At 56.9% G+C, this 21,124-nt stretch carries 20 protein-coding genes; 17 read left to right on the forward strand and 3 right to left on the reverse strand.

Features of this window, described 5'->3' with window-relative positions; genetic code table 11:
* Complete coding sequence (locus H8K27_RS09110) at nt 1–897, reverse strand: LysR substrate-binding domain-containing protein (RefSeq protein WP_186862866.1); 897 nt, start codon at nt 895–897, stop codon at nt 1–3.
* A gap of 119 nt (nt 898–1,016) precedes the next feature.
* On the opposite strand from H8K27_RS09110, the gene H8K27_RS09115 reads away from it, so the two are divergent.
* Genes H8K27_RS09115 through H8K27_RS09145 form a run of 7 tightly spaced genes read left to right on the forward strand, consistent with a single transcriptional unit; the run spans nt 1,017 to nt 7,122 of the window.
* Nucleotides 1,017–2,135: a 4-oxalomesaconate tautomerase gene (locus H8K27_RS09115; RefSeq protein ID WP_186862867.1), complete on the forward strand. Its 1,119-nt coding sequence runs from the start codon at nt 1,017–1,019 to the stop codon at nt 2,133–2,135.
* A 48-nt stretch (nt 2,136–2,183) separates the two neighbouring features.
* Entirely contained in the window at nt 2,184–3,212 is a 1,029-nt protein-coding gene (locus tag H8K27_RS09120; RefSeq protein ID WP_186863113.1) for an amidohydrolase family protein, read from the forward strand.
* Nucleotides 3,213–3,249: 37 nt separating this feature from the next.
* Nucleotides 3,250–3,945 (forward strand): 4-carboxy-4-hydroxy-2-oxoadipate aldolase/oxaloacetate decarboxylase, encoded by a 696-nt coding sequence (ligK, locus tag H8K27_RS09125; RefSeq protein WP_186862868.1) that lies wholly within the window; start codon nt 3,250–3,252, stop codon nt 3,943–3,945.
* 33 nt (nt 3,946–3,978) lie between these two features.
* On the forward strand, nt 3,979–4,902 hold the full coding sequence (locus tag H8K27_RS09130; protein ID WP_186862869.1) for an amidohydrolase family protein: 924 nt from the start codon (nt 3,979–3,981) through the stop codon (nt 4,900–4,902).
* Between the two features lie 5 nt (nt 4,903–4,907).
* Nucleotides 4,908–5,300 carry a protocatechuate 4,5-dioxygenase subunit alpha gene (gene ligA / locus H8K27_RS09135; RefSeq protein WP_186862870.1) on the forward strand — a complete coding sequence of 131 codons (393 nt, stop codon included), beginning with the start codon at nt 4,908–4,910 and terminating at the stop codon, nt 5,298–5,300.
* Complete coding sequence (locus H8K27_RS09140; protein ID WP_186862871.1) at nt 5,297–6,166, forward strand: class III extradiol dioxygenase subunit beta; 870 nt, start codon at nt 5,297–5,299, stop codon at nt 6,164–6,166. The genes ligA and H8K27_RS09140 overlap by 4 nt, the downstream gene beginning before the upstream one ends.
* Nucleotides 6,163–7,122 carry a Gfo/Idh/MocA family oxidoreductase gene (locus tag H8K27_RS09145; RefSeq protein ID WP_186862872.1) on the forward strand — a complete coding sequence of 320 codons (960 nt, stop codon included), beginning with the start codon at nt 6,163–6,165 and terminating at the stop codon, nt 7,120–7,122. The genes H8K27_RS09140 and H8K27_RS09145 overlap by 4 nt, the downstream gene beginning before the upstream one ends.
* Nucleotides 7,123–7,204: 82 nt before the next feature.
* On the opposite strand, the gene H8K27_RS09150 is transcribed toward H8K27_RS09145, so the two are convergent.
* On the reverse strand, nt 7,205–7,987 hold the full coding sequence (locus tag H8K27_RS09150; RefSeq protein WP_186862873.1) for an IclR family transcriptional regulator domain-containing protein: 783 nt from the start codon (nt 7,985–7,987) through the stop codon (nt 7,205–7,207).
* A gap of 134 nt (nt 7,988–8,121) precedes the next feature.
* Here H8K27_RS09150 and H8K27_RS09155 point away from each other — a divergent pair, with 134 nt between their 5' ends.
* From H8K27_RS09155 to H8K27_RS09185, 7 genes are all read left to right on the forward strand, one after another.
* Complete coding sequence (locus H8K27_RS09155; RefSeq protein ID WP_186862874.1) at nt 8,122–9,003, forward strand: 4-hydroxyphenylpyruvate dioxygenase; 882 nt, start codon at nt 8,122–8,124, stop codon at nt 9,001–9,003.
* Nucleotides 9,000–9,845, forward strand: a complete 846-nt coding sequence (locus H8K27_RS09160) for a shikimate dehydrogenase family protein (RefSeq protein WP_186862875.1) — start codon at nt 9,000–9,002, stop codon at nt 9,843–9,845. The genes H8K27_RS09155 and H8K27_RS09160 overlap by 4 nt, the downstream gene beginning before the upstream one ends.
* Complete coding sequence (locus H8K27_RS09165; RefSeq protein WP_186862876.1) at nt 9,842–10,729, forward strand: sugar phosphate isomerase/epimerase family protein; 888 nt, start codon at nt 9,842–9,844, stop codon at nt 10,727–10,729. The genes H8K27_RS09160 and H8K27_RS09165 overlap by 4 nt, the downstream gene beginning before the upstream one ends.
* Nucleotides 10,730–10,755: 26 nt before the next feature.
* Entirely contained in the window at nt 10,756–11,220 is a 465-nt protein-coding gene (gene aroQ / locus H8K27_RS09170; protein ID WP_186862877.1) for a type II 3-dehydroquinate dehydratase, read from the forward strand.
* Entirely contained in the window at nt 11,217–12,404 is a 1,188-nt protein-coding gene (locus tag H8K27_RS09175; protein WP_186862878.1) for a multidrug effflux MFS transporter, read from the forward strand. The genes aroQ and H8K27_RS09175 overlap by 4 nt, the downstream gene beginning before the upstream one ends.
* 110 nt (nt 12,405–12,514) lie before the next feature.
* Complete coding sequence (locus H8K27_RS09180) at nt 12,515–13,636, forward strand: porin (protein WP_186862879.1); 1,122 nt, start codon at nt 12,515–12,517, stop codon at nt 13,634–13,636.
* Between the two features lie 77 nt (nt 13,637–13,713).
* Nucleotides 13,714–15,012, forward strand: coding sequence for an MFS transporter (locus tag H8K27_RS09185; protein WP_186862880.1), 1,299 nt, complete (start codon nt 13,714–13,716; stop codon nt 15,010–15,012).
* Nucleotides 15,013–15,166: 154 nt separating this feature from the next.
* Here H8K27_RS09185 and H8K27_RS09190 read toward each other — a convergent pair whose 3' ends face one another.
* Entirely contained in the window at nt 15,167–15,802 is a 636-nt protein-coding gene (locus H8K27_RS09190; RefSeq protein WP_186862881.1) for a DsbA family protein, read from the reverse strand.
* Nucleotides 15,803–16,179: 377 nt separating this feature from the next.
* Between H8K27_RS09190 and H8K27_RS09195 the strand changes: the two genes are divergently transcribed.
* The 3 genes from H8K27_RS09195 to H8K27_RS09205 are packed head-to-tail and all read left to right on the forward strand — an operon-like array spanning nt 16,180 to nt 21,076.
* Nucleotides 16,180–17,547 carry a hypothetical protein gene (locus tag H8K27_RS09195; RefSeq protein WP_230419118.1) on the forward strand — a complete coding sequence of 456 codons (1,368 nt, stop codon included), beginning with the start codon at nt 16,180–16,182 and terminating at the stop codon, nt 17,545–17,547.
* The gene (locus H8K27_RS09200) at nt 17,544–18,251 is read left to right on the forward strand and encodes a hypothetical protein (RefSeq protein WP_230419119.1); all 708 of its coding nucleotides are present in this window, start codon (nt 17,544–17,546) and stop codon (nt 18,249–18,251) included. The genes H8K27_RS09195 and H8K27_RS09200 overlap by 4 nt, the downstream gene beginning before the upstream one ends.
* A gap of 5 nt (nt 18,252–18,256) precedes the next feature.
* Nucleotides 18,257–21,076, forward strand: a complete 2,820-nt coding sequence (locus H8K27_RS09205; RefSeq protein WP_186862882.1) for an ATP-binding protein — start codon at nt 18,257–18,259, stop codon at nt 21,074–21,076.
* Nucleotides 21,077–21,124 lie beyond the last annotated feature (48 nt).

Below are 21,124 nucleotides of genomic sequence, written 5' to 3' on the forward strand. Positions count from 1 at the left end.
TCAGTGTGCATAAACCTGACCGGCGATCTCTTTTATCAGGGATATCATGGCGTTTTGGGTCAGCGTGGTGATGCGTCCGGCGGCAGTCGCCATGGTCAGCCGCGTCAGCAATTGCGGCGCGACGATAGGACGCATCAGATAGGCATCCGGATGTGCACTGGTGGTCACAGCATACTTGGTCAGAATCGCAAAACCTGCGCCATCGGCAACCAGATCCAGAATCGCTGCCACACTATCGATTTCCAGATGTATCAGGGGCTTGCAGCCGAGACTGGCCATTTCTGTCTCTAACAGCATGCGGATCGCATTCGGGCGATTCGGTATGACCAGTGCATGCCCGGCGATTTCACTAAGCGTAATCGGCAACGCTACTGCATCGTCGCTGCGCGGCCCGACAAAATACAGCGCTTCTTCCGCCAGCGGCGTTATTTCCAGCTCCGTCGTGAGCGCCGGATTGTAGAGCAATGCAATATCCAGCTGGCCGGTCAGCAACCATTCATGCATCGAGGTGGACAAACCTTCGCTGATGGACAAAGTCGCATTCGGCAAACGCTGGCGAAAAGCGCGTGTCAGTGGCACGGTCAACATTTTCGAGGCGCTAGGCGGCAGTCCGACATTCACGCGTCCGGCCAGAGCACCGCGTATCCGGCCCAGGTCTTCTTTGGCGCGCGCCACCTGATGCAGGATGCCGCGCCCATGCTCCAGCAGCAGCAACCCGGCTTCTGTCGCAGTCACCCCGCGACCATTGCGGCACAACAGATTCTGACGCAACTCCACCTCCAGCTGACGCACCTGGCGGCTGAGTGCGGGCTGGGCGATATTGAGCACGTTTGACGCGCGCGTAAAACTGCCCAGTTCAACGACGTGCACAAAATACTCCAATTGCTTGAGATCCATCTCTTACCCCGGTTTCAGGTGATAAATGCATATGATGAACTTAATTATGCCAGTTTGTTATATCTGCTAGTGAATGTTTGCACTTATTTGCTGGCGGCGGGCGACGCATAATGTTTTCCATGCAAACCTCTATTCCATCCCTATTCATGCGCGGCGGCACTTCCCGCGGACCTTTTTTCCTCGCTTCCGATCTGCCTGCGGATACGGCCACACGCGACCGGGTTTTACTGGCCGTGATGGGCTCACCTGATCCGCGTCAGATCGACGGTATGGGCGGCGCTCATCCGCTGACCAGCAAAGTCGGTATCGTCAGCCCCAGCAACACTCCTGGCGTGGCGCTCGATTTCCTGTTCGTGCAATTGCAACCGGCGCTCAGTACCGTCGATACCACGCCGAATTGCGGCAATATGCTGGCTGCCGTGGTTCCGTTCGCCATCGAACGCGGCCTGATCACACCACAGAGCGACAGCACCACCGTACGGGTGCTGACCGTCAATACCCAGATGCAGTGTGATATCACGGTACAGACGCCGCTGGGGCCCAACGGCCGCAGCATCAGCTATGAGGGCACGGCGCGCATCGATGGCGTACCGGGCAGCGCCGCGCCGATCACGATTAATTTTCTGGATACCGCCGGCTCGGTATGCAGCGGCTTATTGCCGACCGGCCAGATACGCGACCGGGTCACCGTCAGCAGCCCGGATTTGGAAACTTTTTCGCTTGATGTCACCTGTATCGATAATGGCATGCCGCTTGTTCTGTTGCGCGCCGGCGATCTGGGATGCAGCGGTTATGAAAGCGTGGCTGAACTGAATGCGGACAGCGCGCTGAAGGCCAGACTGGAAGCATTGCGCATTCATTGCGGCCATCTGATGGGACTGGAGGACGTCAGCACCAAAAATTATCCCAAGATGACCCTGATCGCAGAACCGCGTGCAGGTGGCAGTATCTGTACGCGCAGCTTTATTCCCCATGTCTGCCACGACGCCATCGGCGTGCTGGCCGCCGTCACGGTCGCCACCGCCTGCGTGCTGCAAGGCTCGGTCTGTGAAGGACTGGTGCAACTGACCGGCAGCAATGTTTCGGTCGAACACCCCACCGGAGAATTCAGCGTCGAACTCGGACTGGACCCGGACAATCCGCAAAACGTATTGCGCGCTGCCCTGTTACGCACCGCGCGCCTGATCATGCGCGGCGAGGTCATGGTACCCGCTGCGCTGTGGTCGCCCTCACGCTAAACCTTTTTTTCTGCTTTCACGGAGACATGCATCGTGCAAAAAAAACCCATGATTATCGACTGCCACGGTCACTATACGACCGCCCCCAAATCTCTCGAACAATGGCGTACACGCCAGATTGCCGGGATTCAGGACAGTGCCCAGATGCCGCGTGTCTCGGAATTGAAAATAAGCGATGATGAATTGCGTGAGTCGATAGAAAGCAATCAGCTGCGCCTGATGCGTGAACGCGGCTCCGACCTGACCATCTTCTCGCCACGCGCCAGTTTCATGGCCCATCACATCGGCGATTTTCAGGTTTCGAGCACCTGGGCTGCGATCTGCAATGAACTTTGCTACCGCGTCTCGCAATTATTTCCCGATAACTTTGTCCCGGCTGCGATGCTGCCGCAATCACCGGGCGTCGATCCCGCTACCTGCATCCCTGAACTGGAAAAGTGCGTCAAAGAATATGGCAATGTCGGCATCAACCTGAATCCTGATCCGAGTGGCGGTCACTGGACCTCGCCGCCATTGAGCGATAAATCCTGGTATCCGATTTACGAAAAAATGGTCGAGCTGGATATCCCTGCCATGATCCACGTTTCGACCAGTTGCAATAACTGCTTCCACACCACCGGCGCACATTATCTGAATGCGGACACGACCGCATTCATGCAATGTCTGACCTCTGATCTGTTCACCGATTTCCCGACGCTGAAATTCCTGATACCGCACGGCGGCGGCGCGGTGCCTTATCACTGGGGACGTTTCCGCGGTCTGGCACAGGAACTGAAAAAACCGTTATTGCAGGATCATTTGCTGAACAATATTTTCTTCGATACCTGCGTCTATCATCAGCCCGGCATCGACTTGCTCAATACCGTCATTCCGGTCAAAAACGTCTTATTTGCGTCCGAGATGATCGGCGCAGTACGCGGCATCGATCCGGAAACCGGTCACTACTATGACGACACCAAACGCTACATCGAAGCGTCCAGCATACTCAGCGAACAGGATAAGTTCCAGATTTACGAAGGCAACGCGCGCCGCGTGTTCCCGCGTCTTGATGCAGCACTCAGTGCCAAAGGGCGTTAAGCCAGACATTCCGCCGGATTTTTAAAAAGGATATCCCATGACACAACGTCTCAATCAATTAGGCATCGTCAAACGCAACATCGTTCGCGCCGATCCTGCAGCCGTCGCACAATTATCCGCCTTCGGCGTGGCGACGATCCACGAAGCCATGGGCCGCACCGGGCTCATGAAACCTTATATGCGCCCGATCTACACCGGTGCACGCATGTGCGGCACCGCGGTCACGGTCTTATTACAACCTGGCGATAACTGGATGATGCATGTTGCCGCCGAGCAGATACAGCCGGGCGATGTCGTGGTCGCGGCCTGCACCACCGATAACGAAGACGGCTTTTTCGGTGACTTACTGGCGACCTCGTTCCAGGCACGTGGTGCGCGCGGCCTGATCATCGACGGTGGTGTGCGCGACGTGCAGGATCTGAGCGAAATGGGTTTTCCGGTATTCAGCCGCGCCATTCACGCCAAAGGCACGATCAAGGCCACGCTGGGCTCAGTCAATGTCCCGGTGGTCTGCGCCGGTGCCCAGGTGAATCCGGGTGATGTTGTGATTGCCGATGTGGATGGCGTGGTCGTGGTGCCAGCCGCACTGGCGAAAGAAGTAGCCGCAGCCGCAGCCGCACGCGAAGCCAACGAAGGCAATAAGCGCGCCATCTTTGCCTCCGGCGTGCTCGGGCTGGACTATTACAACATGCGTGAAGGTCTGGCCAAAGCCGGCCTGACTTACATCGATTAATTGAATCTTTTGAATCAGGAAACAAGACACCCCATGCTTACCAACCACGAACCCCCTGTTACCAAAACTCCGGGCTGGCTCGATTTTTATCCTGCGCCTTCACGGCCCCGTTTTGTTTTGCCGCCCGGCGCAGTCGATGCCCACTGCCATGTGTTTGGGCCGGCAGCGCAATTCCCCTACGCGCCGGAACGCAAATACACCCCCTGCGATGCGTCCAAAGAACAACTATTTGCGTTGCGCGATCATCTGGGCTTTGCCAAAAATGTCATCGTTCAGGCCACCTGTCATGGCAGCGACAACCGGGCGCTGGCCGATGCCTTGCAAGCTGCCGGTGAGCAGGCGCGCGGCGTGGCAACCGTGCGGCGCGACATCAGCGATGCCGAACTGCAGGCGCTGCATGCCGCCGGCGTACGCGGTACGCGTTTTAATTTCGTCAAACGTCTGGCCGACTTCACGCCGCGTGAAGTGCTGTCTGAAATCGCACATCGCATCGCGCCGCTGGGATGGCATGTCGTCGTGTATTTCGAGGCTCAGGATTTGCCCGAGCTGTACGATTTCTTCACCAGCTTACCCACTACCGTGGTGGTCGATCATATGGGGCGTCCTGACGTCAGCCAGCCGGTCGACGGCCCCGGTTTTGCGTTATTCCTCAAAATGATGCGTGAACATCCGCATATCTGGAGCAAAGTCAGTTGCCCTGAACGCCTGAGTCTGAGCGGCCCGCCGGCATTACATGGAGAAACGCACGCCTACCGCGACGTGATTCCGTTTGCACGCACACTGGTTGAACAATTTCCGGATCGTGTGCTGTGGGGGACAGACTGGCCGCACCCGAATCTGAAAGATCACATGCCGGATGACGGGCTGCTGGTAGACTATATTCCACACATTGCCCCAAGCGCAGAGCTGCAGCAGAAGCTGCTGGTGGACAATCCACTGCGCTTATACTGGAGTTGACTCATATGGCACTTGATAAACCGTATCGCGACATCCCCGGCACCACGATTTTTGACGCGGAGCAATCGCGCCTGGGCTACCATCTGAACCAGTTCTGCATGTCGCTGATGAAAGCCGAAAACCGCGCCCGTTTCAAAGCCGATGAACGCGCGTATCTCGACCAGTGGCCAATGACGGAAGAGCAGAAACAGGCTGTGCTGGCACGCGATCTGAACCGCTGCCTGGCCGCTGGCGGCAACATCTATTTTCTGGCCAAAATCGGGGCTACCGATGGCCGCTCATTTCAATACATGGCCGCCAGCATGACCGGCATGAGCCAGGAAGAATATGCCGCCATGATGCTGGCCGGTGGCCGCTCCATCGCCGGCAACCGCGTAACCGGAGAAAAAAATAAATGAGCACGCAACACGCTAAAATTTCGGCCAGTGTGTACACCTCACACGTCCCTGCCATTGGTGCTGCTCTCGATCTGGGCAAGAGCCAGGAACCATACTGGCAGCCTGTGTTTGCCGGCTATGAAGCATCTAAAACCTGGATGAAGGAAAACACGCCCGATGTGATTTTCCTGGTCTATAACGATCATGCCACCGCATTCAGCCTCGAGATGATACCGACGTTTGCGATCGGCTGCGCCGAACGGTTTCAGCCGGCGGATGAAGGCTGGGGGCCGCGTCCGGTACCGGTGGTGCAAGGTCATCCTGAGCTGGCGGCGCATATCGCGCAATCCGTGATACAACAGGATTTTGACCTGACCATCGTCAACAAAATGGACGTCGATCACGGCCTGACAGTGCCGCTGTCGCTGATGTGCGGACAGCCGCAAGCATGGCCTTGTCCGGTGATTCCGTTTGCTGTCAATGTCGTGCAATACCCTGCGCCATCCGGCCATCGCTGCTTTGAACTCGGCAAGGCCATACGGCGCGCCATCGAATCGTACGATACGCCGCTCAACGTACAGATCTGGGGCACCGGCGGCATGAGTCACCAGCTGCAGGGCGCCCGCGCTGGACTGATCAATCCGGAGTTCGATAACGCCTTCCTCGATCAGCTCATCAGCGACCCGCAAAACCTGGCCAAAATGCCGCATATCGACTATGTGCGCGAAGCCGGTTCCGAAGGGATAGAGCTGGTCATGTGGCTGATCGCCCGTGGCGCGATGGACGATGTCGCCGGCGGCAAAGCGCCCCGGGTGGCAGAACGTTTTTATCACGTACCGGCTTCCAATACGGCGGTCGGCCATCTGATACTGGAAAATCAACCATGACAAAAACCATCAAAGTCGCGCTGGCTGGCGCGGGCGCATTTGGCATCAAACATCTGGATGGCATACGCCAGATTCCCGGAGTCGAAGTCGTTTCGCTGATCAGCCGTGAAATCGAAAAAACCCGCGAAATCGCGGCACGCTACGGCATTCCGCACGTCACCACTGAGCTGGCCGACAGCCTCGCGTTGCCGGAAGTCGATGCCGTCATCTTATGCACCCCGACCCAATTGCATGCAGAACAGGCGCTGGCCTGCCTGCGTGCCGGCAAACACGTGCAGGTGGAAATTCCTCTGGCCGACAGCCTCGAAGGCGCCGAGGCTGTCGTCGATCTGGCACGCCAGAGGGGGCTGGTGGCAATGTGCGGACACACGCGCCGTTTCAATCCCAGCCACCAGTATGTGCAGCGGCAAGTGCAGGACGGCCGCTTCCGGCTGCAACAGATGGATGTGCAGACCTATTTTTTCCGCCGCAGCAATATCAACGCGCTTGGAGAAGCCCGCAGCTGGACCGATCATTTGCTGTGGCACCATGCTGCCCACACGGTGGATCTGTTCGCCTATCAAAGCGGCGCCGAGATCATCCAGGCACATGCCCTGCAAGGTCCGGCTCATCCTGAACTCGGCATTGCGATGGATATGTCGATTCAATTAAAAAGCAGCAGCGGTGCGATCTGCACGCTCTCGCTAAGTTTCAACAACGACGGCCCTTTAGGAACCTATTTCCGCTATATCGGCGACAGCGCAACGTATATCGCACGTTACGACGACCTGTATACCGGCAAGGAAGAAAAAATCGACGTCAGCCAGATTGACGTGTCCATGAATGGCATCGAATTACAGGACCGTGAATTTTTTGCTGCCATCAGAGAAGGCCGGGAACCGAATTCCAGCGTCGCCAAAGTTCTTCCCTGTTATCGCGTTCTGCACCAGCTGGAACAGCAATTAAACGCGTCATAAATCACGGAAAAATCCGTTCTGCCGCAATTGCCGCACCAACGGCAAAATCCGGCCCCGGCTCAGGCATGACGCCGGGGCCGGATTAAACCCACTGCATCATACTGTTGGCAGCCGCCTGCAAAGCCGGAAGGCATTTGCTGGTGGCTTCCGCTTTGGAGCAGCTGCTGATCATCATCGAAATACTCAGTGCGCCGACCAGGTTGCCGCGCCGGTTTTTGAGCGGAACGGAAATCCCGCGCAAGCCGATTTCAAACTGGTTTTCGGTCACGCCATAACCTTGTTCCCGGATCGCGCACAGCTCGGCAAACAAGGCATCTTTATCCGTAATCGTCAGATGGGTGTAGGCGATCAGCTCAACCCGTTCCAGATAGCGGTGCAACTCATCTTCCGGCAACGCCGCCAGCAATACCCGTCCCGCAGTTGAGGTATAAGCCGGCAGGCGCGTGCCCGGCTCAAAACCGGTCGTCAGGAGACGCGGCGCATTCACACGGCTCACATACACCACGTCATCCCCTTCCATCACCGAGTAATTGCTGGACTCATGCAGCTGCATGGTCAGGCGCTGCAGGAAAGGCACGATGGCGCGTGGCAGGCGGGCAGAATTGATATACGAACGCCCCAGATTCAGTACCTTCGGCGTCAGCCAGAAACACTTGCCATCCGTCGCCGCCAGCCCGATATGCACCAGCGTGAGCAGATAACGGCGTGCTGCACTGCGGCTGATATGAATTTTTTCGGACAGCTCGCTTGCGGTCAGACGCGCACTATCGTCATTGAACGCAGTGATGGCATCGATGCCGGTGATGAAGCCTTCAATCAAATCGCGTTTAGCGACTTCGACGTCGCTTAATTCCTGCCGTTTCATCGTCAAATTTTCTCCGATTTGCGCGCTAATCGCGCAATTTGAGCGATTGTCGCAGTAATCGCGATTTTTGCGTCTGTTTTTTGCAGATCGTCTTTTCTACACTACATGCATAGAAACACCATCGAAAGTGTGCAATGAGTATACAAGAAGATCTGCCGGAGCCAAGTAATCCGCTCGGTATCGACGGTATAGAATTTATCGAATATGCGACCGCCAGACCACTGGAACTCGGTGCGCTGCTGGAACAAATGGGGTTTGTCGCAACGGCCCGCCATCGCTCACGTGAAGTCACCTTATATCGCCAGGGCAGCATGAATATTATCGTCAATGCCGATCCGGTTGCATTGCCGCTGACCACCAGCGATACCCAGTCAACCAGTATCAGTGCCATTGCGCTGCGCGTGCGCGATGCCGACCTGGCCTACCGCCATGCCATCGACATGGGTGCCTGGGGCATACAAACCCGTGCCGGTGTCATGGAACTCAACATCCCGGGCGTGCACGGCGCCGGCGATTCGATTTTGTATTTCGTCGACCGGGTTGGCGACTTCTCGATTTACGACGTCGATTTCAAACCCATACCCGGCGTTGCGCAAAATCCTCCGGCCATCGCCGGCATGCATTTCTTTGGCGTGGTGCAGGCCATAGGGCGCGACCGCTCACCGGAGTGGATTGATTTTTATCAGCAACTGATGGATTTCCGGCCTTTACCGGACGGGCATTTTTTCGGCGTGCTGCCGAAAGGCTTGCTGCTCGAAAGCCCTTGCCACTCTTTCTATCTGCAACTGATTGAGCCGCCGGAAGGCGCTGCCGGTTTGCAATGGGAAGAACAATTAATCCGCATCGGCATCGGCGCCCCGGACGTGCTGCAAGCCGTCAGTGAATTGAAAAAAAGAGGCATCGTATTTATCGACAAGGCAAGCGCTCCGTCGAGTGAAAAAGGTGCATTGACTCAACTTTATAAAGGCGGCATCAGTTTCGAGCTGGTTGTCAGCCATTCGGAGCAAACAGCATGATCGAAATTTCCGGAACCACGCGCATCTTCTTTGTCATCGGCTGGCCGGTAGAACAAGTCAAAGCACCCGCCTTGTTCAATGCCTATTTCCAGCGTCACGATATGGATGCACGCGTGATCCCGCTCAAAGTCCCGCCTGAAGCCTATACCGCAACCGTGCGCACGCTGATGGCGATAGAAAACGTCGGCGGTATTTTCGTGTCGATTCCGCATAAGCCGATGACCGTGCACAGCGTTGATCAGGTCACGCCGCGTGCCGCGCTGGCAGCCGCCTGCAATGCCGTGTACAAGGGTGCGGACGGCCAGCTGATGGGAGATCTGATCGACGGCGAAGGCTTTGTGCGCGCCCTTGACCGCACCTGTGCCGACGCGCCATTCGACTGGGCGCATGCGCGCGCCCTGGTGGTCGGCAGCGGCGGAGTGGGATGCGCCATCGCGACCTCGCTGGCAACGCGCGGCATCCGCGAAGTCGCCTTGTACGACACCAGAACCGGGCAGGCTGAATCATTGCAGCAGCGTCTGCAACAGGCTTATCCGGACATCACCATCAGCATCGCTGCGCCGCGTGCGCAAGGCTATGACCTGATCGTCAATTCCACCCCGCTGGGCATGCATGCAGACGATCCTTTGCCGATTGATCTGGAAGGCTTGTCTGCCAGTTGCATCGTGGCAGATTGCGGTATGAAAATCGAAATGACCCGCTTGCTGACGCTGGCGCAGGAACGCGGCTGCCGCATTCAAAAAGGACGTGAAATGCTGATCGAGCAAGCGCCGCTGTATCTGGAATTATTTGGCTGGCCCGGCGTCTCCTCAGAACAATTCAGGGCCCTGGGGGCATTATGAATCTGAGTAATTTCGGCATGGACAGCATCACGCTGGCCGGTCCCCTCGAATCGAAATTAGCCGCCTCGAAAGCAGTCGGTTTTTCGCAGATTATGTTATGGGCGAAAGATCTCGCCGCGCATCCGGGCGGCATCAGTGAAGCGGTGCGCGTGGTGCGCGCCAGCGGTGTGCGGGTTACCGGCATCCAGGTCATGCGTGATTACGAAGGTCTGAGCGGCCCGTTGCACGAATATAAGCTCGATATCGCCAAGAATATGCTGCAGGTATGCCAGGCGGTCGGTGCGCCCTTGCTGATGGTGTGCTCCAGTACTTCCAGCCATGCCAGCGGCGATCTGCCCCTGATCGCGCGCCAGCTCGCCAAACTGGCAACGCTGGCCGTGCCGCTCGGCGTGAAGGTCGGATTTGAGGCGCTGTCCTGGGGCCGTCATATCAACCAGTATGAGCAATCCTGGGCAGCGGTGGAGATGGCGGATCACTCCAATCTGGGTGTGGTCATCGACAGTTTTCACATGCTCGCCAATCAGGCTGATCTGGAGTATCTGGAAGACATTCCGAGTGAAAAAATCGCGATGGTGCAGCTGTCCGATTTTATGTGGCGCGATATACGCAGCGCCGAAGAGCGGCTGGAAACGGCACGCCATCTGCGCGTGTTCCCCGGTGAGGGAATCCACTCACGCGAACTCAGCGAGCTGCTGCGCCGTCTGGATAAAAACGGTTATCGCGGCGATTACAGTTTCGAGGTTTTCAATGACGACTATTTGCAATTGTCGCCTGAAATCGTGGCCAAACGCGCGCATGGCGCAGCCAAGTGGGTCACGGATCAGGTATTACGCCGCAGCCTGAACATGCGTCAGCCCGTTCCCGGTCATCCGATGATGGCTTAATTTTTTCAGATACTCACAGACAGAAAATGAAAACAGTTTTGATCCTGAATGGCCCCAACCTGAATTTGCTCGGTCAGCGCGAACCGGCCACTTACGGCCATCAAACGCTGGACGATGTGCGCCAGTTATGCGAAGCCGCCTGCCAGCAGCATCAGTTGCGCGCTGATTTTCGTCAATCTAACCATGAAGGTGTACTGCTGGACTGGATTCATGAAGCCGGTGCTGCGCAAGCTGCCGGCCAGCTTGCCGGCGTCATCCTGAACGCCGGGGCATATACCCATACCTCGATCGCGCTGGCAGATGCGATCAAGGGCGTCGGTTTGCGAGTGATCGAGCTGCATATTTCGAATGTCCATGCACGCGAGAGTTTCCGCCATCATTCCTATTTGTCGGCGGTGGCGGCCGGCGTCATGTTTGGTTTTGGCACGCATGGCTATGCGCTGGCGATTGCCGCCATGGCGCAGCTGAGCCACAGTGGCGGCCATCCATGAAAAACACGATGCCACCGGCGAATCTGATCAGCATCTTGCTGATGTTGCTGCTGGCGGCACAAGTCGTGGCCACCGATATGTATTTGCCGGCGTTGCCGCAAATTGCCAGTGACTTGTCGAGCTCCACCGGGCAGGTGCAATGGACGCTGACCGCCTACATCTTATCGTTCGGTTTTATGCAGTTAGTCGCCGGTACGATTGCCGATCGCTATGGCCGGCGCCGCACCCTGTTATGGGGTCTGGCCTTTTATGTCGTCGCTGGCGTGATCGGCGCCTGTTCCGAAAATCTGCCGCTGCTGTTACTGAGCCGCATTGTGCAAGGTGCCGCGACCGCCGGTGCCGTCATCAGCGCACGCGCGATCATCCGCGATCAGTACAGTGCAGTGGCCGGGCTGGGCATCATGGCGCGCAGCATGACCGGCATGAGTCTGATCGGTGTGTTGTGCCCTGTGTTCGGCGGGCTGGTCACGGAATATTGGGGCTGGCATACCACGCTGGCCATGATCGCCGTATTCGGGACACTGATCTGGTGCATCGTGTTTTTTTACTTCACAGAAAACCATGCTGTCAGCGAACAGGATTTATCCGTCACAGCCATCGATTTCCTGCAACACAAAAAATTTCTGTTTTCCTCGTTACTGGCAGGTCTCAGCTTCAGCGGCGCCATTGCTTTTTTAATGCTGTCGCCGTTCGTATTTATCGGTGAATTCGGCATGTCGCGCATTGCCTATGGCGTATTGCCGGCACTCTGCTCACTGGCCTTTTTAAGCGGCACCATTGCCTGCCGCACTGCGTTGCGGCGCTGGCCGGTACCGCAGGTCGTGAAATTCGGGGCGGGTCTGTCTTTGCTGGGCGGCGTCGGTGAATTTCTGCTCTGGCATTTTGGATACCGCACGGTACTGACGCTGGCTGTTCCGCAATGCGTGTACATGCTGGGCCACGGTTTTCATCAGCCCTGCGGACAAGGCGGCGCGGTCGCTCCGTTTCCGCGTTGCGCAGGACGGGCGGCGGCCTTGTCCGGTTTCCTGATTACCGCCACCGCTTTCGTTGTTGGACAACTGATTTCTCATAGTGCAGTAAAAGCGTCCCAGACCTTGGTGTTGACCATGCTAAGTCTGGCCATCCTGCTCGCTACCTTATCCTGGTTTGCGATCCCGCGCGCGTATTCCGAGCACGCCGGTTAAGTTCGGTCTGAAGTACGAAGACCCCTCACTTCTGCAGCACGCTGAGGGGGAAATGACGGAGACAGATGTCATCCGTCAATCAATATAAGATAAATTTAATGGAGATTTTCATGAACAAAAAAATGCTCACTGCAGCCGTCATCGCTACCTGCTCCTCTTTGGCTCAGGCGCAAAGCAATGTCACTATCTATGGCGATATTGATCAGTACGTCGGTTACATCAGCAGCAGCAGCGGCAATCACGTGATTGGTCTGAATGACGGCAGCATCCTGCGCAGCCGTCTGGGTTTCCGCGAGACCGAAGAGCTGGGCAATGGCTATCAGGCCAAATTCAATCTGGAGCAAGGCCTGAATGCCAATACCGGCGCATCGGCCGATAGCAATCACTTGTTTGACCGCCAGGCATGGGTCGGCATCAACACACCGGCCGGTGAATTCCGTTTTGGCCGTCAGAACACCGAGATACTTTATGTCGGCGGAGCGATTGACTACACCGAGCGCACCACATTTGGCTCCGTCGTCAACACCTTTGGCGTACCGTCGCGCTATGACAATGACATCTCGTATAAGAGCCCGCGCATTGCCGGCTTTCAGGGTTCGGTACATTATGCGCTGGGAGAGCAGGCAGGTGGCGGTCTGAGCCAGAGCGCCGTGATGCAGCTGGCACTCGATTACACCAATGGCCCCTACCGCGCCGGTTATGCCGGGATCTCCGCCAAACCCGCGCCGACCGGCGCTGTACAGACCAATATTGTCTATCACAACCTGTATGCCGACTACGATTATGGTCCGGGTAAAATTTACCTTGCCTACGTACGTAGCAACAATATCACTGCCAATGCAAACGGTCTGACGGCTGGCACGATTCTCAGCAATATTGCCAATCCGAACAATCTGGTGGCCGGCACCGATAAAAATGCGAATCGCTATTTTAATATTTACCAGATCTCGGCTGACTATCGCCTTAATCCGCAAGTACGCATCGGCGCCTTATATGGTGTGATTAAAGATACCAGCGACAACAATGCCGGTGCCAAAGGCGGTAACGTCGGCGTGTTTTACGACCTGTCAAAACGGACTACCCTGTACACATTTGCCAGCGTGATGACGAATCAGGCCAATGCAGGTTTCCGCTTCAGCGGCTCGGCTGGACCCAGCGCCAATCTGGCCGGTGCTGATGTCAATGGTCAGCGCCTGAGCGGTCTGCAAGCGGGATTTTTACATAAATTCTAAGCATTTATCTGTCAGTTGAGTGGCGCAGACTGTTGTGCCGCTTACCGTCACCTCACCTATTTTATTGAGAATCCGACATGTCACTATCTACGACACATAGCCGTTCATCCACCAGTGCTTCGCGCAAAGCTGCGCTCGCCAGCTGGATAGGAAGCGCCGTTGAATATTATGATTTCTTTATTTACGGCACCGCTGCAGCCTTAGTCTTTGGCAAAATATTTTTTCCTTCTTTCGATCCCGTCACTGCCACCATCGCCGCCTTCGCGACCTTCGGCGTCGGTTATGTGACCCGCCCTATCGGAGCCATCGTGCTGGGTCACGTTGGCGACATTTACGGACGCAAACGGGTACTCACTTTCACCTTGCTGCTCATGGGAGCATCGACCTTCATGGTGGGATTATTACCGACTTACAATCAGATCGGCATTGCCGCCCCCGTCCTGTTAGTCATCCTGCGTATGCTGCAAGGTTTGTCGGCAGCGGGCGAGCAGGCCGGCGCCAATTCGATGACGCTGGAACACGCCCCGGCTCACCGCCGCGCATTTTTCACCAGCTTCACGCTGAGCGGCACCCAGGCCGGACTGATTCTGGCAACTCTGGTATTTTTACCGATCTCTGCCCTGCCCGAAGACCAGATGCTGTCCTGGGGCTGGCGCATTCCCTTCTTCCTGAGCGCGCTGGTGGTAGCGGTCGGCATGTGGGTACGCCGCACCTTGCCGGAAACGCCGGCGTTTCAGGAAAACGAGGGGAAATCGCAAAAAGCGCCGGTCACCATGTTGTTTACCAGTAATAAGGCCAATGTCCTGCGGGTGATCTTCGCTGCGCTGGTGTCGGTCGTCAGCACCATCTTCAGCGTGTTCACCTTGTCTTATGCTGTCAATACCATGCATATTCCACGCGCCACCATGCTGACTGTGCTGGTGCTCGCCAACGTGATCGCCCTGGGCGCCATTCCGGCTTTCGCCTCCTTGTCCGACCGCATCGGCCGCAAGCCGGTATTCATCTTTGGCGCACTCGGCTCGGCAGCGCTGATCTGGCCGTATATGTGGGCCATCAGCGTCGTGAATATTCCGCTGATCTTTTTCTTCGGCCTGGTGTTGTCAGGCGTGGTGTACAGCGCGGCGAACGGTGTCTGGCCTTCTTTATACGGTGAGATGTTCGGCACCCGCGTCCGCCTGTCCGGCATGGCAATCGGCACCCAGATCGGGTTTGCGCTGGGCGGTTTTGCGCCAACCATCAGCGCATCAATTCTGGAAACCGGCCCTACCGGCTGGATGCCGGTTGCCGCGTTTGTCACCCTGACCGCAGTGATTTCCGCCACTTCGGTTGCCACCTGCCGTGAAACCTACAAAATGGCGATGGAACAACTGGGCTGACTGAATCAAGCGCAATAGCATAATTCCCTTGCTATCCGCTCATCATTCCTGCCCTCGTCCGGCGCTGTCACCTGAATTCGGGTGACAGCGTACAGCGTACTTCAAACACGCGATTCCCCATCAGGATTCAGGTCGTTTTCATCTCCGGCAACTGCTACAGCTGCAGCTGCGCCAGCCATTGTTGCGGCCGGCCGTAAGCGGACTGATGATCCAGCGTCTGCCATCGTCCGTCCTGTTCCAGCACCAGCCCCGGAAATCCATGAATACCGGCTTCCCGCATCAGCCGGTGCGTGTCTGCCGCCGTGACGGGCAAAGCGGCATATTGCGCCTGATAGCGCTGCAAAAATGCCTGCTCCGCCATTCCCTGCGCCAACGCCAGCCGGGTCAGCACGGCCAGATCGCTGACATCCTGCGCATGCACATAATGGGCATCCTGCACCGCAGCCAGCATCGTCATTCCGGCATAGACATTGTCGGCTGCCATCGCCATCACCGCGGCAGACGGCGCTCTGGAATCAAACTGCAAGGTCGCGGCATGCCGGATTTTGTCCTGATACGCCGCACCGAAACGAACCCCGCTCAGTTCGGCAATACGCTGATCGGCCGCCAGAATATGCTGCCGGTAACCGTGTGCGATTGTCGTCGGCGCCTGAAACAGCAGACCCGGATGCAACACAATCTCCCGCGCGGCATCCGTCTCCAGCCCGGCCAGCAGGTGCAGCGCGGGGTGAAGGGCGTAACACCAGCCGCACAGCGGATCAAATATTACATGAATACGGCTTGTCATCATCTCTGTTTTCTTTCACATTGTCGGGACAAGGATTGTATAAGCACCCGCCGGAAGGAAAAACCCGCATTCCGGAAAATCATTGTTATGCCAATCAAAACAATCCCCCTGCCCTCTGCCCGTTGCCTGAAATTTCAGGAAAATAGGGGAGTATCCTTTCATTTAACCTCATTCTCCATATGAATAAAGGTCTTTTAAAAATACTCCCCCCAGTATATTTAACATACCAAGCGGCAGACAAACGCCCGTGCAGGCTTGAAAACCGGCAGGCAAGAGGATCGGCGCCCGCAGTCTGCCGGAGAAGTTACGACGATAAACCGCGAGCCACACATTAAATAAACGACAATATTCAAGCCCGGTACAAGCAGGTAAAATGCCGTATGCAAAATTTTAGTGACGACGTTCACGTCCAGAGCGGCGAAGACCTGGCTCTGCAGACGTATTTCAAAACTGGCATTTCCCCCGATGACGTTGCCGCCGTTTCCCCCTTAAAACGCGCCCAGCCTGTCCTGCAGGCATTCACTGCGCTGTTTCATGGCGGATTTAACGGCGTGTTGCTGCGTCTCCTGGTGCTGCGCGAACTGGCGTCCGATGTCGAATCGCCGGCGGTCAGCCGTGCTGATATCAATGCCAAGCTGGGTTATCTGGAGCCGGATGCGCTGGAAACCGTGCTGTCGCGCCTGCGTTCCACCGGCCTGCTGGTGTGGGATGCAAGCCAGTCGGTGTACCGCATCACGCCAACCGCCCGCAATGTGCTGGCGGCACTCGAATCGCTGATTCATACCGAACAGAATCAGGATCAGGCCGAAATGAGCTATATGCTGACGCAGGTCGCCGGTGCGCAGGCGGTCGGCGGTGTCTCGGTCGAACAGCTGCATCACCTGCTGGGCCGCCTGATTGAACTGACCGAAGAATTTTCCGATGCGATCGCCTCCGGCTCCGAATTCCAGCTGCGCACGGCCCAGAAAAAATGGCATACCGCCTGCGACTGGGTGGAAAAAGGTTCCGAGATTATCCACGCCATCACCCACGACGAACGCGCCGATGCCGCCACGCACCGCGCCGCGCAAGCGATTGGCCGCGCCCAGAGCGCCCTGCTGAATATGCAGGGCATGTTCTCGCGCGCGCTGAACCAGATCGAGCGGCAACGCGTGCATCTGGGGCAATCCGGTCTCTCCACCACCGACATCAAAACCTGGCTGCTGCAAAAAGATGATCTGGCGGCACTGGCCGACGGTGCGCTGGCGCAGCCGGTGACTCCGCTGTTCATCACCCCGTCCGAAATGATCGATGTCGCAGAAAGCGAATTACTGAGCCATCGCATCTCCGCCGTGGCAGGCGCGCTGCCGGCGGGTGAAAATGCGGTCGCCGTCGCCAATGACGACAGCGACGCCCTGCATGAACTCGATCACTGGCTGGGATTGCTGAGCCGCTCCGACGCCCGTACCAAACCGCTGGCCCTGCAGGATATCCTGCTGCCAGCCAGCTTTGCGATTGCCTCTTATCGTGCATCGATGCTGCCGCTGCTGGGAGACGCCAATGAATCTGCCTTGCAAGGCGCCACCGCAACGCTGGCGCGGCTGCCGCTGGAATTTCATTCCAAAGACAAAATGCAAAAACTCAATGATCCGCATGTCGCGGCAATTTCCGTTGCCAGCCTGATCGCGGCGGCCGTTGCCCCCGGCACCGAAAATCATCCTGCCACCGACGTAACGGCACACCAGGAATCCATCAGAGACACACCATGACTGAAGATGCACAAATCCTGATTGCGCGCCTGCTCGCGCATCAAACCCTGCGCCGTGACGACAAACTGGTCAAGCGTGCTTTGTCGGATGAATTGTTCCGCGCCGATCTCGATGGTCGCCTGAAAGCCTGCGGCATGAAATTCATCGACAATGTGTATGCGGATTATGTGACGCTGGCACTCACCCGCGACAGCGAAGCCAAAGTATTCGGCACCCGTGAAACCTGGCAGAACAACAATGTCGGTCTCGCGCGCGATGGCGTGGCGCTGCTGGTGGTGCTGTGGTCGCTGATCATCCTGCCCAAACGCGAACGCCAGGAAGCGCATCAGCTGGCTGAAGAAGACCAGAACGATATGTTCGGCAAGGAAAAACCCCTGCCGCGCGCGGAAGACACCTCGATCGGCATTTCCTACCGTGCGCTGCTGGCCGATTTCGGCGACAAGCTCGGCAAAAAAACCCGCATGGACATGAATCTCGGCCAGCTCGCCCGCATCGGCTTTATCGAACGCAAGGGCGACCTGATCTGTGAAGGTCCGCTGCTCGATCTGCTGATGGACACCGACACCCTGAAAGACCGCATCATCAACGGCGCACTGTCCGATATTTTCCAGATTCCGGCAACCCGCACGCCGGCGGTACTCGGCATGCCAGCCGCGGATGAACCGATAACGCCGGACACGACAGACTATACGGAAGACCAATAAGCCCCATGTTTCATATCAAATCTCTCGAACTCGTCCATTGGGATTACTGGCAGCGGATTAAAAATATTCCGCTTGACGCCAAGATCATCACCATCGCCGGACAAAACGGTTCCGGCAAAACCACGCTGCTCGATGCGCTGCGCACCCTGTTCGGACTGGAATGCTCGATGGGGCGTTCCTACAAACACTATGCCCGCCATTCCGGACAGCAAACCGCGTGGATCAGGGCAGTGGTCGATAACAGTGCGGTCGGCCCGCAGATTTCCAATCGTCCGTTCCGCATGTCCGGCCTGTACGAAGATGAAGTCACACTGTTCTGCAAAATTGAAAAAAACGGTGGTGACTGGAAACGTCAATACCTGATGCGCGGCGGTAAAACCGAGATTGAAGAAGTGCTGGAAGCCAGCGACTGGCTGGGTGTGGAAAGCTACCGGAAACGCCTGTCCCATGCGGGTCTGTCGAATGCCATGGGCAAAGTGCTGGCGCTGGAACAGGGTGAAACCGACAAGCTGTGCGAATACGCGCCGCGTCAGCTGCTCGATCTGGTGTTTCAGGTATTCGGCGACAAGGAAGTGCTGGACGCATATGACGATGCCAAACGCCACCAGCACGATACCGAAGTAGAACTGCAGCGTTTTGAAACCGAACTCGAGGCAGCCAAAACCAATCTCGAAGGCCTGCGCCTGAAGGTGGCGAACTACCACCAGTACGAAAGTCTGGGCAAGGAAAAACGCGACCTGCAGGAAGAAATCCTGCCCACGCTGCAATACCATGAAGCGCTGGAAAAAGCCGCAGCCACCAGTCAGGCGCTGCGCGCCTCGCGCCGCTTCCTGAAAACCCAGGACGAGGCCTTGTCGGAACGCAGGCAGCAACTTGCACAGCAGGCGCAACTGGTGACGGAAGCCCGGGAAGCCGAAGCTGCACTGGAAGCGGAAGAATCCGCCCTGCGCGAAAAACTGCAGCAGATCAATGCCAAATTAAAGCCGCAGGAAAGCCTGCTCGAACAAAAAGCGCGACTGCAAAAGCTGGCCGCGGAAGCCGATGCTGATGTCGCCAACATTGCCGACGATCTGGAGAAAAAAGAAGCCGAACTGTCACGGCTGAAACTTGACCGCGACAGCCTCAGCCAGCGTATTGCCGCAGAGATGGATACCATCGCCGCACTGCAGGGCAAATCCTCGCTGCCCGACCCGGAAAATGTGCGCCAGATGCGGCGTGCGCTGAACGATGCCGGCATTGCACACTGCATGCTGACCGATATCGTCGAAGTCACCGATCCGCAATGGCAGGGTGCAGTTGAAGGTGTCCTGCGCGGCTATACCTCGGTGATCCTGCTCGATAAAGCCAGCGACGCCAGCGCCGCCTACCGCATCGGCGAAAAGCAGAAATACAGTCACTTCATCGTACCGGACCGCATCAGCGCACCGTCCGTCCGGGACCAGAGCCTGTTGTCGGTGGTGAATTTCACGGCACAGGCACCGGGCTGGCTGATTGAACAGTTGCAGCGCATCGACACCGTATCCTCCGTCGAAGCCGGCATGAAACTGCCCAAATCGCAGGAATGGATCACCCCCGATGCCTATCATTTTGAACGTCGCGGCGGTCGCTCTTTATTCGTCGAAGTATCGCGCTACCGCTTTGGTAACGCCGGCCGCACCCAGCGTCTGGAAGCATTACTGAAATCGCTACCGCGCCTGCAATCGCAGGAAGACGTGCTGACCATGAACATCAGCAAGCTGGCTGGTGAAATCAGCAGCTACAAAGCGCGTCTGGCCGGTGTTGATGCGGCCAAGGAACTGAGTGCGCGTCATGCCGAATTTGAAGAAGCCAGCCGCAATACCCAGCCACTGAAACAGCAGCGCATCGAAACCGGCAGCCGACTCGGAGAACTGGCGCCATTGCTGAAAGCTGCGACCGAACAGCGCTCTGTCACGCACCTCAAATGGGAACAGGCAAAGGCCGCGATTGCCGATGCAGAATCACAATCGCGGAGTCTGGAAAAACGCCATGCAGAAGAACGCAAGGCGCAGTTTGAAACCCTGCGCACCATGCGCGATACCTGGCACAATCTGCCGTCGCAATGGAAACGGACTTCGCATCGTCAGGAACTGGTGGCTGAGCATGAAAACGTGCATCAGGTCGAATTACGCATCCGCAGCCTCGTCAACAATCTGGCGCGCGACGACTGGGAAACCGATTCCACCGTGGTCGATCAGTACACGCGGCTGAATGCATTGCTGCAGGGCCGGCAGGCAGAAACCGATGAGCGCCGCTACCAGAATAACCGTGCCATCGAAGCCACCATCAATGCCCGTGCCGCCTACATGGACAGGCTGCGCTACACCATCAAGGCTTACAGCAAAAATATTAAACAGCTCGGCGAACTGGCCGGCATCGAAGTGCACACCGATCCGGTCAAACTGGAAAACGATGACATCCAGCTGGCGCAGGCCGGACTGCATGTGCGTTTCAAATTCGACGGCAAAGGCCCGATCGGTATGAACGACGGCGAAGCCTCCGGCGGGCAGCAGGTGATGAAATCGCTGATCCTGCTGATCGGTTTATTGAAATCGGAAGATGGCTCCGGCGGCTTTGTGTTCATCGACGAACCGTTCGCCCATCTGGATATCCGCAATATCCAGCTGGTCGGCGAATTCCTGAAAAACACCGATGCCCAGTACCTAATGACCACGCCGCTGACGCACAATACCGATGTCTACGACCCATCGGAACTGACGCTGATCACCAGCAAAAAGAAAAAAGACACCGAATGGGCGCAACCGATTTTTGTATTGCAGAGGAAATCAACGAAAGAGGCCCGCTGATATTCCGCACCTCTCTGCTGCGCTTATCCTGTCGTGATTGAATCAGGG

Origin of the sequence: Cognatundibacterium griseum (assembly GCF_014284195.1) — a bacterium.
GTDB lineage: Bacteria > Pseudomonadota > Gammaproteobacteria > Burkholderiales > Burkholderiaceae_D > Undibacterium > Undibacterium griseum.

Coding starts and splice junctions, on each gene's coding strand:
- H8K27_RS09110 (WP_186862866.1), bottom strand. CDS start 897: ATGGATCTCAAGCAATTGGAGTATTTTGTGCACGTCGTTGAACTGGGC.
- H8K27_RS09115 (WP_186862867.1), top strand. CDS start 1,017: ATGCAAACCTCTATTCCATCCCTATTCATGCGCGGCGGCACTTCCCGC.
- H8K27_RS09120 (WP_186863113.1), top strand. CDS start 2,184: ATGATTATCGACTGCCACGGTCACTATACGACCGCCCCCAAATCTCTC.
- ligK (WP_186862868.1), top strand. CDS start 3,250: ATGACACAACGTCTCAATCAATTAGGCATCGTCAAACGCAACATCGTT.
- H8K27_RS09130 (WP_186862869.1), top strand. CDS start 3,979: ATGCTTACCAACCACGAACCCCCTGTTACCAAAACTCCGGGCTGGCTC.
- ligA (WP_186862870.1), top strand. CDS start 4,908: ATGGCACTTGATAAACCGTATCGCGACATCCCCGGCACCACGATTTTT.
- H8K27_RS09140 (WP_186862871.1), top strand. CDS start 5,297: ATGAGCACGCAACACGCTAAAATTTCGGCCAGTGTGTACACCTCACAC.
- H8K27_RS09145 (WP_186862872.1), top strand. CDS start 6,163: ATGACAAAAACCATCAAAGTCGCGCTGGCTGGCGCGGGCGCATTTGGC.
- H8K27_RS09150 (WP_186862873.1), bottom strand. CDS start 7,987: ATGAAACGGCAGGAATTAAGCGACGTCGAAGTCGCTAAACGCGATTTG.
- H8K27_RS09155 (WP_186862874.1), top strand. CDS start 8,122: ATGAGTATACAAGAAGATCTGCCGGAGCCAAGTAATCCGCTCGGTATC.
- H8K27_RS09160 (WP_186862875.1), top strand. CDS start 9,000: ATGATCGAAATTTCCGGAACCACGCGCATCTTCTTTGTCATCGGCTGG.
- H8K27_RS09165 (WP_186862876.1), top strand. CDS start 9,842: ATGAATCTGAGTAATTTCGGCATGGACAGCATCACGCTGGCCGGTCCC.
- aroQ (WP_186862877.1), top strand. CDS start 10,756: ATGAAAACAGTTTTGATCCTGAATGGCCCCAACCTGAATTTGCTCGGT.
- H8K27_RS09175 (WP_186862878.1), top strand. CDS start 11,217: ATGAAAAACACGATGCCACCGGCGAATCTGATCAGCATCTTGCTGATG.
- H8K27_RS09180 (WP_186862879.1), top strand. CDS start 12,515: ATGAACAAAAAAATGCTCACTGCAGCCGTCATCGCTACCTGCTCCTCT.
- H8K27_RS09185 (WP_186862880.1), top strand. CDS start 13,714: ATGTCACTATCTACGACACATAGCCGTTCATCCACCAGTGCTTCGCGC.
- H8K27_RS09190 (WP_186862881.1), bottom strand. CDS start 15,802: ATGATGACAAGCCGTATTCATGTAATATTTGATCCGCTGTGCGGCTGG.
- H8K27_RS09195 (WP_230419118.1), top strand. CDS start 16,180: ATGCAAAATTTTAGTGACGACGTTCACGTCCAGAGCGGCGAAGACCTG.
- H8K27_RS09200 (WP_230419119.1), top strand. CDS start 17,544: ATGACTGAAGATGCACAAATCCTGATTGCGCGCCTGCTCGCGCATCAA.
- H8K27_RS09205 (WP_186862882.1), top strand. CDS start 18,257: ATGTTTCATATCAAATCTCTCGAACTCGTCCATTGGGATTACTGGCAG.